Here is a 13,648-nt window from a genome sequence, read left to right on the forward strand (position 1 = left end):
CCACATGGCAAGCACCAAGCCGGGTCAGCGCAAGCTGCAAATTCTCCAGGCTTTGGCCACGATGCTCGAGCAGCCAAAAGGCGAAAAAATCACCACCGCGGCGCTCGCGGCCCGGCTCGAGGTGTCGGAGGCGGCGCTGTACCGCCATTTCGCCAGCAAGGCCCAGATGTTCGAGGGCCTGATCGAATTCATCGAGTCGAGCGTGTTCGGGCTGATCAACCAGATCGCCGAGCACGAGGCGGGCGGAGTCGACCAGGCCCACGCCTCGCTGCAGATGCTGCTCTCGTTCGCGGCGAACAATCCTGGCATGACGCGCGTGCTCATCGGCGACGCGCTGGTCAACGAGGACGAGCGCCTGCAGCTGCGCATGAACCAGTTCTACGACAAGGTCGAACTGGCCTTCAAGCAGTCGCTGCGCCTGGCGGTTACCCAAGGCCACGGCCAGGAGGCCGACGTGGCCGCGCGCGCCGGGCTGCTGGTGAGCTACGTGGTGGGCCGCTGGCACCGTTTCGCCAAGAGCGGCTTCAGGCAAAATCCGACCGAAGGCACGGGACTGCAAATCGCGCTTATGCTGGCCGCATAGCCGGCGCACACTGCGTTCATGGATAGGACCGACTGCTTCGCCCTGCTCGACGACGCCAGCGCCTTCGACCCGCTGCATGCGCGCTCGCGCCTGTACACGGGGCACGCCGGCACGCTCGCATGCGCCGACGTGGCGCAGTGGCCGCAGCTGCTCGAGCAGATGCAGCAGGCGCTCGCGCGCGGGCTGCATGCGGTGTCGCTGCTGACGTACGAGCTTGGCGGCCACCTGCTCGGGATCGACGCGCACGCGCTCGACGCGCCGCTGGGGCAGATCCTGCTGTTCGATAAATGCGAGCACCTGGCGCCGGACCAGGTGGCCGCGTGGCTCGCAAGCAGAACCCAGGGCGAGGCCGCGCCGGCCGGCATCGGGCGGGTCGAGGCCAATGTCGGCGAGGCCGAGTTCACGCGCGCGCTCGGCCGCATCCACGACTACATATCGGCCGGCGACACCTACCAGGTCAATTACACCTACCGGCTGCGCTTCGACGCCTTCGGCTCGCTGCCGGCCTTGTACGCGCGCCTGCGCGCGCGCCAGCCGGTGCCGTACGGCGCGCTGGTGGCCCTGCCCGACGGCAGCGCCGTGGTGTCGCTCTCGCCCGAGCTGTTTGTGCGGCATGCGGCGGGCGAGCTGCTCACGCGCCCGATGAAAGGCACGGCGCCGGCCGGCCCGGACGACGCCGACAACCTGTTGCGGGCCGAGGCGCTGGCGCACGATGCCAAGAACCGCGCCGAGAACCTGATGATCGTCGACCTGCTGCGCAACGACCTGGGGCGCGTGGCCGTGACCGGCTCGGTCGAGGTCCCGGCGCTGTTCAAGGTGCAGCGCTATGGCAGCGTGCTGCAGATGACTTCGACGGTGCGCGCCAGGCTGCGCGAGACGGTCACGCTGGCCGAGGTGTTCCGGGCGCTCTACCCGTGCGGCTCGATCACGGGCGCGCCCAAGCGGCGCACCATGGAGATCATCCGCGAGCTCGAACCGGCCGCGCGCGGCATCTATACCGGCGCCATCGGCTGGTTCGATCCGCCCGCGCAGGGCCGCGGCATCGGCGACTTCTGCCTGTCGGTGCCGATCCGCACGCTGGCCCTGAAGGCCGAGCGTGACGGCGTGCGCGCCGGCCAGATGGGTGTTGGCGCCGGCATCGTCTACGACAGCGACGCGCGGGATGAATTTGCCGAATGCCGCCTCAAGGCGCGTTTTTTGACAGGGCTTGCCAACGAGTTCGAGCTGTTCGAGACCATGCGCGCCTCGCGCGCCGATGGCTGCGCGCTGCGCGGGCGGCACCTGGCGCGGCTGGCCGCGTCGGCGCTGCGCTTCGGCTTCGCGTTTCCGGCCGCCGCTGTGGACGCGGCGCTGGACGAGGCCTGCGCCGCACTGCCCGGGGAGGGTGCGCACCGGCTGCGACTCGGATTAAAACAAGATGGCGCGGTCAGCGTGGTGACGGCGCCGCTGCTGTCCTTACCCGAACCTGTGCGCGTGTTCATCGCGGCGCAGCGGGTGCGGTCGGACGATATCTTCCTGCGCCACAAAACCAGCATCCGCGCGCGCTACGACGCCGCCTGGCGCGATGCCGAGGCACGCGGCGGCTTCGACGCACTGTTTTTCAACGAGCGCGGCGAGCTGACCGAAGGGGGGCGCAGCAATGTGTTCGTTCGGCTCGAAGACGGTTGGTTCACGCCGCCGCTCGCGTCCGGTGTACTGCCCGGAATCATGCGCGAGGTGTTGCTGGCCGACCCGGCCTGGAATGCCCGCGAACGCGTGATCACGCGCGCCATGCTTGACGGGGCCCGCGAGATCGTCGTCTGCAATGCCTTGCGCGGACCGTTGCGGGCCACAGTGCAATCCTGGTCCGGCCGCTAAGGCCGCCGCACGCGCCGAGAATTGTTTCGTAACCGGGGGCGGAGCAGGAAATTGGCATGGCGTAGTATTTTGTAACCGGGGTCTGACCCCGATTGCGAAATTAAATGCGCCTGCGAACAGGCTGGCGCCGAGCGTAGCCCTAGAACCACCTGGTTCGTTAGATTTTTAACCCAAAAATTCCTTAAGTGGGGTCAGACCCCGGTTAAGAAATCAAGGCGCGACTTGGTCTAGTTGCTGGCGACGGCCGCGCCGCTCGTGAAATTATTTCATTGCCGGGGTCTATGCCAGTTCGGCCGCAGCCGAACCCTTTTGTCGCCGGGACTCCTTAAAATGGCGTCACCACCATCGAGGCGCCGCAATGCAACTGATCCACTATCTGAACGAGACGTTTTTCACGGAAAACCAGTTGCTCGCCGCGTGCCAGATCGACGCCGGCACGCTCGCGCAGCTTCAGCAACGCCGGATCATGCCCCTGCCCTCCTACCACCTGCGCCTGCGTGTCGATTGCGATTCGGTGTTCGGCGCGCACAGTGAACAATCCGCCATCGCCTACTATGCCAAGGGCTATGTGGATTGGGTCGGCATCCTGCCAACGCTGGCCGACGATGGCTGCGCCTTCGAGCGCTTCGCCACGCGTTACCGCCGCCGCGCGCAGGAACTGATGGACTGCGGCATCGCTCCCCGGCACGAGAAACTCAACGCGGGCATGGCGGCGCACCTGCGCTCGGAGTGGGAGCACTTTCTCAATGGGACCTACGGCCTGTGCACTCGCAGCGGCCTGCCGGATGATATCGCCACCAAGGAGGTGGCAGCGATGATGATCGATGAAATCCTCGCCGAGGCAGATAAGCGTGCGCTCACTTCGACGCAATGTGCCGCGCTGCAACAGGCGGTCGACCTGCTCGATTCGGCAAGCGCGCAGTTCGCACCGCACGAAGTCGCGCGCAGCTCACGCCAGCGGCTGATCTCCGACGTGCGCGCGAAGCACCTTCGGTGACGCCAGCGCGCTCTACAGCCAGCCGCGAAGCAGCGTATAAACCTCGGACGACGAGAGCAGCGCCATGTGGCCGGTCTGGTAGACGACGGCCTGGTCGGCCGCATCGAAGCGCAGCTGGCGCAGCGGATCGGCATGCTGGCCCAGCCCGCTCGCGAGCGGCACCAGGCCGTCGCCGGCCAGCCGGTCGTGCAGGTCGCCGGCCTGCTTGCCCATGGTCGCGGCCACCGTGAAGCAACGAACTTTTGGGGGCAGCGGCGGGCATTCGGGCAGCGCGCCGGCATGGGCGAAACGGTCGTCGCCGCTGTCGGCGGCGAGCACGCTGCCGTGGCGCAGGTCGGTGATGCCGGCGCTGCGCAATTTGGCGAGCCGCGAGAACGGCGCGCTGTAGGCGGTCGAATCGGTGAACACATGCACCCAGTTGCCGCCGCGTTCGAGCGGCGCGCCGTGGTGCGGCGTGCCGAGGAAGACGATCTTGCTCAGGTGGGCCAGCCAGGCGTGGCCGGCCTCGGCGCCGTAGTGGCACGCGCTGCGCGCGAGCAGGCCGCCCATGCTGTGGCATAAAATGACGATCTCTTGCGGCGGCACCGGCCATTGCTGCGCCATCGCCTGCAACAAGGCGGCCAGTTCGCGCCCGTTGTCGGCCACGTGGCGGCCACTGTTGTAGTGCAGGTAGACCGGCGTGTAGCCGCGTTCGAGCGCCAACGCGGCGCCGTGGTCGTGCCCCTGGCGCTGCCACTGCAGGTCGTTCATGCACAAGCCGTGGGCCAGCACCAGGATGCGGCCCGAGGCGTCGGGGATGGCTTGCGCCAGCGCCGCGCGCTCCACCACCAGCGGCTCGCCGCCGCGGCGCAGCGACATCGGGATGGCGAGCGGATTGGCGCCGGCGGCCAGGCGGTCGCCCAGCACGCCGTTAAGCACGGCCAGCAGGGCCTCGCGGCCGGTCCAGCCATTTTGTTCGCCGAGCAGCGGGACCAGCCGGGCCAGCACCGACTCGATGCTCACGCCGACCATCCGGGTCACGCCCTTGACGCCGCGGTACACCAGCTTGCTGACGCCGGCCACCGGGCGCGCGAGCCTGGGGCCGACCGCCTTGTGGAGCACCGTCATGTGGACCGCCTCGACCAGCTCGGTCAAGCCGGCGGCCGCCTCGACGGCGAGCCGCGAGGCGCCCAGCAGGTCGGCCGCGTGTGACTGCTTTTTGGGCATGGCCGTCTACAACCCCAGCGCCTGTTCGACCTTGCTCACCAACTGCTTGTCGTCCGGTTTGACCTTGCTGGGGAAATGCTCGACGACGCGGCCCTGGCGGTCGATCAGGTATTTGGTGAAATTCCATTTTGGCGCTATGCCGGTGTCCTTGATCAGCTGCGCGTGCAGCGGGTTGGGCGCGCTGCCGCTGACCTGGCTCTTGGCGAACATCGGAAACTTCACGCCGTAGGTGTTGTAGCAGAGGTCGGCGATCTCTTTCGCGTTGCCCGGTTCCTGCTTGCCGAAATCGTTGGATGGGAATCCAAGCACGACCAGGCCCTTGGGACCGTATTTGGCGTACAGTTTTTCGAGCCCCTCATACTGGACCGTGAAGCCGCAATAGCTGGCCGTGTTGACGACCAAAACCACTTTGCCCGCGTATTGACACAGGTTCTGCGGCGCGTCGTCCTGCAGGCGGTTAAAGGTTTGCTTGAGCACCGCCGGGCAGGCCGCCGCAGCCACCACCGGCGCGCCTGCGGGCGCAGCCGGCGTCTGGGCATGGGCGGTCATGGTGGCCGCAGCGGCGGCGCACAGGGAGACGAAGAGCAGTGCTGGTGGCTTGAACATAGAGATTTCCATGCGGAATGAATAGACGGGATTTCATTCTATGCCAATTCGGCACGCCGCGTGCGCCGGCCACGGCGCGCGCGTCGGACGGCGTCTTACGTGATTCTTAGTCCGCTCAGTTCGGGGGCGGGCTGGGGAAACTTGAGATCGAGGTCCTGCACGATCTCGAGCAAAAGGCTAGCGATCGCGAGATTGCGGTGTGTTTTCGAGTCGGCCGGAATGATGTACCAGGGCGCGTGGTCGCAATCGGTGGCGCCGATGGCCGCTTCGTAGACGCGCTGGTATTCATCCCACGATTGGCGCTGCACCATGTCGTTGGCATCGAATTTCCACTGCTTTTCGGGATCGTCGAGGCGCTCCTGCAGGCGCTCGCGCTGCTCCTCTTTCGAGATATGCAGGAAGACCTTGATGATGATGGTGCCGGTCTCGGACAACATGCGTTCGAAGTCGCGAATCTGCGCGTAACGCCGTTTGCATTCGTTCTCGTCGATCATGTCCTGCACGCGCGTGATCAAGACATCCTCGTAATGGCTGCGGTTGAAGATCGCGATCTCGCCCCACACCGGCACATGCTGGTGCACGCGCCACAGATAATCGCGCGCCAGTTCGGCCGACGTGGGCGCCTTGAACCCGACCGCGCGCAATCCCATCGGGTTGATGCCGGTGAACAAGGCGGTGACGGTGCCGTCCTTGCCCGAGGTGTCCATGCCCTGCAGGACCAGCAACACCTTGTGCTTGCGCTGGGCGTACAGCTTCTCCTGGCAGACGGCGATTTGGGCTGTCAGGGCGGCGGTCAGCGCGCGGTCGCGCTGCTTGATCTCGGCCTTGCTCAGTTTTTCGTCCTGGTTCGCATCGCGCAGCGGGGTCGCCCGGGCATCCTCCTCGCGCAGGCTCGGCTTGGCGGACGCGCGGAACAGCGTGCGCGCGCTCATGCCGATACCGCCTTGTGTTCGATTTTGACGCAATGGTCCATCACCACGTCGAGGCCGGCGGTCTTGGCAATGCGGGCGGCCTCTTCGTTGACGACGTCGAGCTGCATCCACAGGCATGCCGCGCCGATCGCGACGGCGTCGCGCGCGATCGGGACGATGTCTTCGGACTTGCGGAAGCAGTCGACGAGGTCGATGCGCACCGGCGCGATCGCGGCGGCGGCCTCGGGCACACTGGCGTACACGTGTTCGCCGAGGATCTGCTGGCCGGCGTAGGAAGGGTTGACCGGGACGATGCGGTAGCCGTGCTGCTGGAGGTACTCGGCCACCTGGTGGCTGGCGCGCTCGGGTTTGTTGGACATGCCGACCACGGCGATGGTCTTGGTGGTCTTGAGGATTTCGGGAATGGTTTTCATTATTCTCGGTCGAGTTCGGGTTGATCGATTCAGAATATCAGAATTGCATCGAGCCATGGCGCGTCGTTGATCGCCGCAAGAAAAAACAAAAAGGCGGCCCAAGCCGCCTTTTTGGATTCCTGTGTCAAACGCTTACGGCAGCCGTTTGCCCGGCATCTCGCGCCCGCCCTGCAGCAGCACCAGTTGCGAGATCTTGCCCTCCGCGTTTTTCTCGAAGCGGACCTTGGCATCGACCTCTTTCGGGAAGAACAGCGTGTCGCTCAGCGCGTGCAATTCAAACCCTGGTTGGCCGGTCGCCTGGGCGCCGAACCGATCGCCGTTGCGCGTGATGGTCATGATAAAACCCGGCGCAAGCTCGTAGCGCCCGACATAGGTATCGAGCACGGCGTGCGCGACCTTGACCGCGGTGCGTACCGGCAACGCTTCGGCGGTGCGCACATTGTCGTCGGCGGCGCCGTTCTGGTGCACCGTCACTTTGGTCACCGCGCCGCTCGCATCGCGGACGAACTCCATGTGCACGAGCGAGTCTTCCAAGAAGAAACCGTTGGCCGAATGGGCCAGCAGTGGCGTGATGCCGCGTCCGGTGCGTTGCATCACGAGCTGGTCGTTCTCACGCCAGATCATGCGCTTGCTCTTGTCGTCGATGGCGTAGACGCCGGCGAACGCGTCGAGCGCCTTGGCATTGAGCTTGATGGCCTTGTACTCTGGAAATGCCTTGCCCATGGCGATCGCGCCGGCTTTTTGCGCCACCATTTCCGGCGCCGCGATGCCCGAATCGGCGTTGCTCAGCACGGCGACGAATACCTTGCTCTGCGGTATGCGCAAGGCGTATGAGACAAATCCATTGATCCCGCCGCCATGGCCGATTGTCTGGTTTCCCTGCAATTTGCCGATCTGCCAGCCATAGCCGTAATCGCGCGCGCTGCCGTCGCTCAGCTTGAATGGCGTGAACGCCTTTGCAAGGCTGGCCGCGTTGATCAGTTTGCCACCGGTGATTGCCGCCTCCCAGCGCGCCAAATCGTCCACGTTCGATACCAGCGAACCTGCCGCGTACGGCAGGCTCATGCTCAGCGGGGCCGACGGCGTGTAAGCGGCCTCCTTTTTGGAATGGCCCTCCGCCTTGGTCGCGGCGGAGCGCTCATAGCCCTCGTAGGCCGTGTCGTTCATACCGAGCGGCACAAAGATGCGTTTCTCCAAAAATTTCGCGTAGGGCATGCCCGAGACCTTCTCGATCACTGCGCCCAGCAGGAAATAGCCGGAGTTGTTGTAGGCGAAGTTGGTGCCCGGTTCGAAGGTCAGCGGATCGTTCTTGAAGGTGTCGATCATCTGTTGGACCGTCAGGTCCTTGGTGTTATTGGCGGCGAAGTCCATCTTGCCCGTGTAGCTGACGATGCCCGAGGTATGCGTGAGCAATTGCTCGACAGTGATCTTCTTGCCCTTGGTCGGGTAGTCGGGCAGGAATTTTGTGATGTCGTCCGACAGGGCGAGTTTGCCCTCCTCGACCAGCATCAGGATGGCCACCGCCGTGAACTGCTTGGTGATCGAACCGATGCGCAAAGTCATGTCCGGCGTCATCGCCTGCTTTTTGGCGACGCTGGCCATGCCGTAGGCCTTGTGGAACACGGTCTTGCCGTCGCGCGTGACGATGACGGTCGCGCCAGGCGCATCGGCCTTGTAGTGGCGGGAAATGCTGGCGTCGATTTGCGCCGCCAGCGCCTGTTCGGCCGCGGCCGACATGGGGGCTTCCTGGGCAACACTGCACGGTGCTTGCAGCGCAAGGACGGCGGCGATGCAAAGGCTGGAGAGTTTGAGCATGGTTTCGTTTCCTATTTTTATGTTGGTGGGACTCGGTGCGCCAAGGCTTGTGATCCCGTGGAATCGCCAATATAGGGCAACTTCTTTGCCTAAATGGCCACGATCCGACGAATTGCGTCCCGGAAGGCGCAAAGGGCCGGTTTTTCGGGATGGTCAGTTGAATTTGGTCGAAAAAAAAGCAGCCGAAGCTGCTTTTTTTTGTCCGCTGCGCGAGGCGGCGAGTGTGGTGCTTAACGATTTTTCTGACGCAGCTTGGCGATGGCGGCCAACTGGGCGATCGCGGTGGCCAGTTCGGCTTGCGCCTTGGCGTAGTCGATCTTCGAGTCTTTGTTGACCATCATTTCTTCGGCCTGCTTCTTGGCCTCGATCGCTTTTGCTTCGTCCAGGTCGCCACCGCGGATCGCGGTGTCGGCCAGGACCGTCACTGCGTCCGGCTGCACTTCGAGGATGCCACCGGCGACGAAGACGAACTCTTCTTCCGCGCGGCCGGCAACCTTGATCCGTACAGCACCAGGCCTGATGCGCGTGATCAGCGGGGTGTGCTTGGGATAGATCCCCAGCTCGCCCGCCTCACCCGGCAACGTGACGAACTCGGCTTCGCCCGAAAAAATCAGGGTTTCAGCAGAAACGACGTCGACGTGAATTGTGTGTGCCATGTGTGTCCTATCGGGTCGAGGAACCGCACCTTCAGGCGCGGCTCCCTAGCCTGTCTTAGTTGAGCTTCTTGGCTTTTTCGATTGCTTCTTCGATCGTGCCAACCATGTAGAACGCTTGCTCTGGCAGGTGGTCGAGTTCGCCGGACGCGATCATCTTGAAGCCTTTGATCGTGTCTTTGAGCGAAACGTACTTACCAGGCGCGCCGGTGAACACTTCGGCAACGTGGAAAGGCTGCGACAGGAAACGCTGCATCTTACGTGCGCGCGCGACCAGCAGTTTGTCTTCCGGTGCCAGCTCGTCCATGCCCAGAATCGCGATAATGTCGCGCAATTCCTTGTAGCGCTGCAGCGTGCCCTGGACGGCGCGCGCGGTGTCATAGTGCTCCTGACCGACCACGAGCGGGTCCAGCTGGCGCGAGGTCGAGTCGAGTGGGTCGACCGCCGGGTAGATACCGAGCGATGCGATGTCACGGCTCAAAACGACGGTCGAATCCAAGTGGGCGAAGGTGGTCGCCGGCGACGGGTCGGTCAAGTCATCCGCAGGGACGTAGACGGCCTGGATCGAGGTGATCGAACCGGTCTTGGTCGAGGTGATGCGCTCTTGCAGACGGCCCATCTCCTCGGCCAGCGTAGGCTGGTAACCCACAGCCGATGGCATACGGCCCAGCAGTGCGGACACTTCGGTGCCTGCCAGCGTGAAGCGGTAGATGTTGTCGACGAAGAACAGCACGTCCTTGCCTTCATCACGGAACGATTCGGCGATCGTCAGGCCGGTCAGCGCGACGCGCAGACGGTTGCCTGGCGGCTCGTTCATCTGGCCGTAGACCATGGCCACTTTGGAGTTTTCCGGGTTTTCCAGATCCACAACCTTGGCGTCGGCCATCTCGTGGTAGAAGTCGTTACCCTCGCGCGTGCGCTCACCCACACCGGCGAACACGGACAGACCCGAGTGCGCCTTGGCGATGTTGTTGATCAGTTCCATCATGTTGACGGTCTTGCCCACGCCGGCGCCGCCGAACAGGCCGACTTTACCGCCCTTGGCGAACGGGCACACCAGGTCGATCACCTTGATGCCGGTCTCGAGCAGGTCTTGCGACGGCGACAGCTCGTCGTACGCGGGAGCGACGCGGTGGATCGACGCGGTTTGCGCGTGCGAGACGGGACCGCATTCGTCGATCGGGTTGCCCAGCACGTCCAGAATGCGGCCCAGGGTTGCCTTGCCGACCGGCACCATGATCGGCTTGCCGGTGTTTTGGATCATCATGCCGCGACGCAGGCCGTCGGAGGTACCCAGAGCAATGGTACGGACAATGCCGTCGCCGAGCTGCTGTTGTACTTCGAGGGTCAGCTCGGAGCCTTCCATTTTCAGTGCGTCAAAAACCTTAGGCATTGCGTTGCGCGGAAACTCAACGTCAACAACAGCGCCAATACACTGAACGATTTTGCCATCAGCCATGTTCGTTCCTTCGTTTATAGTTAATTCTGGTTAAACCGCTGCCGCACCGGCGACGATTTCGGAGAGTTCTTTGGTAATCGCGGCCTGACGCGTCTTGTTATAGATCAGCTTCAGCTCACCGATGACACTACCTGCGTTGTCGCTTGCCGACTTCATCGCGACCATCCGCGCCGATTGCTCGGATGCGAGATTTTCGGCGACCGCCTGGTACACCAATGCCTCGACGTAGCGCACCAGCAGTTCATCGATCACGGATTGCGCTTCCGGCTCGTAGATGTAGTCCCAGGCGTGGTTGCCCTTGTCGCCTACCAGCTTGTCGGCCGACAGTGGCAGCAACTGCTCCACAATCGGCTCTTGCTTCATCGTGTTAATGAACTTCGTGTAGCAGATGTATACCGCGTCGAGTTTGCCTTCCTCGTACTGGTCGAGCATGACCTTGATCGGCCCGATCAGTTTGTCGAGGTGCGGTGTGTCGCCAATCTGGATCGCATGCGAGACCACCTTGACGCCAACCCGATTCAAGAAACCCAAACCCTTGTTGCCGATGGCAACTGCTTCAATTTTGTTGCCAGCTGCTTCCAGCTCGCGTGTTTTTTGCGTCACCATGCGCAAGATGTTGGTGTTCATGCCGCCGCACAGACCCTTGTCGGTCGTGACGATGATGAAACCGACAGCCTTCGCCTGCACGCCCTTGGCTTGCGCCATGAAGGGGTGCGTGTACTCTGGATTCGCGGTCGCAAGATTGGAGGCGATATTGCGAATCTTGTCACTGTAGGGACGGGCGGCCCGCATCCGGTCCTGCGCCTTGCGCATTTTGGACGCGGCGACCATTTCCATCGCCTTCGTGATCTTCTTCGTATTTTCTACGCTCTTGATCTTGTTACGTATCTCTTTGCCTACTGCCATGAGTCCTTACTCCTTATATCCAGCCGTTCGTCGCATTAAACCGGGGGCGCGGTTCGCACCGCGCTCCCGCGATAGTTAGAATGCGCCGGATTTTTTGAAGTCGGCGATCGCGGCAGCCATGGCGGCTTCGCCATCTTTGTCGAGTTGCTTGGTCTCTTCGATCTTGGCCAGCAGCGCGGCTTGGGTGGCCTTGAAGTGGCCGTGCAGGCCGGCTTCGAATGCCAGCACGCGCTTGACTTCGAGGTCGTCGAAGTAACCCTTGTTGACGGCGAACAGCGACACGGCCATCAGCGAGATCGACAGTGGCGAGTACTGGGCTTGCTTGAGCAATTCAGTAACGCGGGCACCGCGGTCGAGCTGCTTGCGGGTCGATTCGTCGAGGTCGGAGGCGAACTGCGCGAACGCGGCCAGCTCACGGTACTGCGCCAAGTCGGTACGGATACCGCCAGACAGGTTTTTGATGACCTTGGTCTGGGCGGCGCCACCGACGCGCGAGACCGAAATACCGGCGTTGATCGCGGGACGGATACCCGAGTTGAACAGCGAGGTGTCGAGGAAGATCTGGCCGTCGGTGATCGAAATCACGTTCGTTGGAACGAAGGCGGACACGTCGCCGGCTTGCGTTTCAATGATCGGCAGCGCGGTCAGCGAACCGGTCTTGCCCTTGACTTCGCCGTTGGTGAACTTCTCGACGTAGTCGGGGTTCACGCGTGCTGCGCGCTCGAGCAGGCGGCTGTGGAGGTAGAACACGTCGCCAGGATACGCTTCGCGGCCTGGTGGACGGCGCAGCAGCAGCGAGATCTGACGATAAGCAACAGCTTGCTTGGACAGGTCGTCGTAGACGATCAGCGCGTCTTCGCCGCGGTCACGGAAGTATTCGCCCATGGCGCAACCGGAGTACGGGGAGATGTACTGCATCGCGGCCGACTCGGAAGCCGAGGCGGCAACAACGATCGTGTATTCCATCGCGCCGTGGATCTCGAGCGAGCGCACGATGTTCTTGATCGACGACGCCTTCTGGCCGATCGCGACGTAGATGCAGGTCATGTTCTGACCCTTTTGATTGATGATCGCGTCGATCGCCACGGCCGATTTACCGGTTTGGCGGTCGCCAATGATCAGCTCGCGCTGGCCACGGCCGATTGGCACCATCGAGTCGATCGACTTCAGGCCGGTCTGCATTGGCTGCGAGACGGACTGGCGGGCAATAACGCCCGGCGCGATTTTTTCGATCGGGGTGGTCAGCTTGGCGTTGATCGGACCCTTGCCGTCGATCGGCTGGCCCAGCGCGTTGACCACGCGGCCCTTGAGTTCCGGACCGATCGGCACTTCCAGGATGCGGCCGGTGCACTTGACCGTGTCGCCTTCGGAGATGTGCTCGTAAGCACCCAGAATGACGGAACCGACGGAGTCGCGCTCCAGGTTCATCGCCAGACCGAACGTGTTGCCAGGGAATTCGAGCATCTCGCCCTGCATCACGTCCGACAGACCATGGATGCGGCAGATACCGTCGGCCACGGAGATAACCGTGCCTTGATTGCGAACTTCAGCGGAACTTTCGAGGCCTTGGATCCGGCTCTTGATCAGTTCACTGATTTCAGATGGGTTAAGTTGCATGCTAACTCCTAATAGTTTCTTGATGCGTAGGGCAAGGGGCGAGGGCGCCGGTCTTCCGTGCGAATTTCTTTACGACGCGAGCGCAACGTTCATCTGTTGCAGGCGGGCGCGCACCGAGGTATCGAGCACTTCATCACCAACGACCACGCGCACACCACCGATCAGCGAGGGATCCACTGTCACCGTTGGGTTGAGCTTGCGGCCAAATTTCTTTTCCAGCGTCCGGACCAGGTCTGAGACCTGTTGCGCGGCCATGTCGAACGCGCTCGTGATGTGGGCGTCGGCGGCACCTTCCTGGGCGTTTTTGAGCACCGCGAACTGGGCGCCGATTTCCGGCAGCAGCGGCACGCGGTGGTTTTCGATCAGCATCTTGACGAAGTTGTTCGCTTCGGCCGACAGTGGCGCCTTGACCAGCGACGCGAACGCGTCGGCGACCTGCGCCTCCGAGACGTTCGGATTGCGGGCGTAGTTTTGAACGTCGACATTGGCGCCGACTTGCGCCAGTTCGTCGATCAGTGTGGACCAGGCGGCCATGTCGCCGCCTTGGGCGACACGGAACACTGCTTCAGCGTAGGGACGGGCGACGGTTGCGAGTTCGGCCATG

At 63.2% G+C, this 13,648-nt stretch carries 13 protein-coding genes; 3 read left to right on the forward strand and 10 right to left on the reverse strand.

The window, feature by feature from the left end:
* Window positions 1-4: 4 nt before the first annotated feature.
* The 3 genes from slmA (at window position 5) to C7C56_RS01140 (ending at window position 3,437) form a co-directional block, all read left to right on the forward strand.
* Complete coding sequence (gene slmA, locus C7C56_RS01130) at window positions 5-583, forward strand: nucleoid occlusion factor SlmA (protein ID WP_106755664.1); 579 nt, start codon at window positions 5-7, stop codon at window positions 581-583.
* A gap of 18 nt (window positions 584-601) precedes the next feature.
* Window positions 602-2,440: an aminodeoxychorismate synthase component I gene (pabB, locus tag C7C56_RS01135; protein ID WP_106755665.1), complete on the forward strand. Its 1,839-nt coding sequence runs from the start codon at window positions 602-604 to the stop codon at window positions 2,438-2,440.
* A 358-nt stretch (window positions 2,441-2,798) separates the two neighbouring features.
* On the forward strand, window positions 2,799-3,437 hold the full coding sequence (locus tag C7C56_RS01140; RefSeq protein ID WP_106755666.1) for a DUF6058 family natural product biosynthesis protein: 639 nt from the start codon (window positions 2,799-2,801) through the stop codon (window positions 3,435-3,437).
* A 12-nt stretch (window positions 3,438-3,449) separates the two neighbouring features.
* Here C7C56_RS01140 and C7C56_RS01145 read toward each other — a convergent pair whose 3' ends face one another.
* From C7C56_RS01145 to C7C56_RS01190, 10 genes are all read right to left on the reverse strand, one after another.
* Complete coding sequence (locus C7C56_RS01145) at window positions 3,450-4,643, reverse strand: esterase/lipase family protein (protein WP_106755667.1); 1,194 nt, start codon at window positions 4,641-4,643, stop codon at window positions 3,450-3,452.
* 6 nt (window positions 4,644-4,649) lie between these two features.
* The gene (locus C7C56_RS01150) at window positions 4,650-5,249 is read right to left on the reverse strand and encodes a glutathione peroxidase (RefSeq protein WP_106755668.1); all 600 of its coding nucleotides are present in this window, start codon (window positions 5,247-5,249) and stop codon (window positions 4,650-4,652) included.
* A gap of 95 nt (window positions 5,250-5,344) precedes the next feature.
* Window positions 5,345-6,181 (reverse strand): PPK2 family polyphosphate kinase, encoded by an 837-nt coding sequence (locus tag C7C56_RS01155; protein WP_181372967.1) that lies wholly within the window; start codon window positions 6,179-6,181, stop codon window positions 5,345-5,347.
* Complete coding sequence (locus C7C56_RS01160; protein WP_106755669.1) at window positions 6,178-6,594, reverse strand: CoA-binding protein; 417 nt, start codon at window positions 6,592-6,594, stop codon at window positions 6,178-6,180. Before C7C56_RS01160 ends, C7C56_RS01155 begins: the two co-directional genes overlap by 4 nt.
* Before the next feature lie 132 nt (window positions 6,595-6,726).
* On the reverse strand, window positions 6,727-8,409 hold the full coding sequence (locus C7C56_RS01165; protein WP_106755670.1) for a serine hydrolase: 1,683 nt from the start codon (window positions 8,407-8,409) through the stop codon (window positions 6,727-6,729).
* A gap of 230 nt (window positions 8,410-8,639) precedes the next feature.
* Entirely contained in the window at window positions 8,640-9,065 is a 426-nt protein-coding gene (locus tag C7C56_RS01170) for a F0F1 ATP synthase subunit epsilon (RefSeq protein ID WP_106755671.1), read from the reverse strand.
* A gap of 55 nt (window positions 9,066-9,120) precedes the next feature.
* Complete coding sequence (atpD, locus tag C7C56_RS01175) at window positions 9,121-10,521, reverse strand: F0F1 ATP synthase subunit beta (RefSeq protein WP_106755672.1); 1,401 nt, start codon at window positions 10,519-10,521, stop codon at window positions 9,121-9,123.
* A gap of 30 nt (window positions 10,522-10,551) precedes the next feature.
* Window positions 10,552-11,427 (reverse strand): F0F1 ATP synthase subunit gamma, encoded by an 876-nt coding sequence (gene atpG, locus C7C56_RS01180; RefSeq protein WP_106755673.1) that lies wholly within the window; start codon window positions 11,425-11,427, stop codon window positions 10,552-10,554.
* 75 nt (window positions 11,428-11,502) lie between these two features.
* Window positions 11,503-13,044 (reverse strand): F0F1 ATP synthase subunit alpha, encoded by a 1,542-nt coding sequence (atpA, locus tag C7C56_RS01185; RefSeq protein WP_106755674.1) that lies wholly within the window; start codon window positions 13,042-13,044, stop codon window positions 11,503-11,505.
* A gap of 69 nt (window positions 13,045-13,113) precedes the next feature.
* A complete protein-coding gene (locus C7C56_RS01190; RefSeq protein WP_106755675.1) occupies window positions 13,114-13,647 on the reverse strand; it encodes a F0F1 ATP synthase subunit delta in 534 nt (177 codons plus the stop codon).
* Window position 13,648 lies beyond the last annotated feature (1 nt).

This window comes from Massilia glaciei (genome assembly GCF_003011895.2).
Lineage (GTDB): Bacteria > Pseudomonadota > Gammaproteobacteria > Burkholderiales > Burkholderiaceae_D > Telluria_A > Telluria_A glaciei.

Bases quoted from the DNA above. Each gene is read 5' to 3' on its own strand.
- pabB (WP_106755665.1), top strand. From the start codon at position 602: ATGGATAGGACCGACTGCTTCGCCCTGCTCGACGACGCCAGCGCCTTC.
- C7C56_RS01140 (WP_106755666.1), top strand. From the start codon at position 2,799: ATGCAACTGATCCACTATCTGAACGAGACGTTTTTCACGGAAAACCAG.
- slmA (WP_106755664.1), top strand. From the start codon at position 5: ATGGCAAGCACCAAGCCGGGTCAGCGCAAGCTGCAAATTCTCCAGGCT.
- C7C56_RS01160 (WP_106755669.1), bottom strand. From the start codon at position 6,594: ATGAAAACCATTCCCGAAATCCTCAAGACCACCAAGACCATCGCCGTG.
- atpG (WP_106755673.1), bottom strand. From the start codon at position 11,427: ATGGCAGTAGGCAAAGAGATACGTAACAAGATCAAGAGCGTAGAAAAT.
- C7C56_RS01150 (WP_106755668.1), bottom strand. From the start codon at position 5,249: ATGTTCAAGCCACCAGCACTGCTCTTCGTCTCCCTGTGCGCCGCCGCT.
- C7C56_RS01170 (WP_106755671.1), bottom strand. From the start codon at position 9,065: ATGGCACACACAATTCACGTCGACGTCGTTTCTGCTGAAACCCTGATT.
- C7C56_RS01190 (WP_106755675.1), bottom strand. From the start codon at position 13,647: ATGGCCGAACTCGCAACCGTCGCCCGTCCCTACGCTGAAGCAGTGTTC.
- C7C56_RS01155 (WP_181372967.1), bottom strand. From the start codon at position 6,181: ATGAGCGCGCGCACGCTGTTCCGCGCGTCCGCCAAGCCGAGCCTGCGC.
- C7C56_RS01145 (WP_106755667.1), bottom strand. From the start codon at position 4,643: ATGCCCAAAAAGCAGTCACACGCGGCCGACCTGCTGGGCGCCTCGCGG.
- atpA (WP_106755674.1), bottom strand. From the start codon at position 13,044: ATGCAACTTAACCCATCTGAAATCAGTGAACTGATCAAGAGCCGGATC.
- C7C56_RS01165 (WP_106755670.1), bottom strand. From the start codon at position 8,409: ATGCTCAAACTCTCCAGCCTTTGCATCGCCGCCGTCCTTGCGCTGCAA.
- atpD (WP_106755672.1), bottom strand. From the start codon at position 10,521: ATGGCTGATGGCAAAATCGTTCAGTGTATTGGCGCTGTTGTTGACGTT.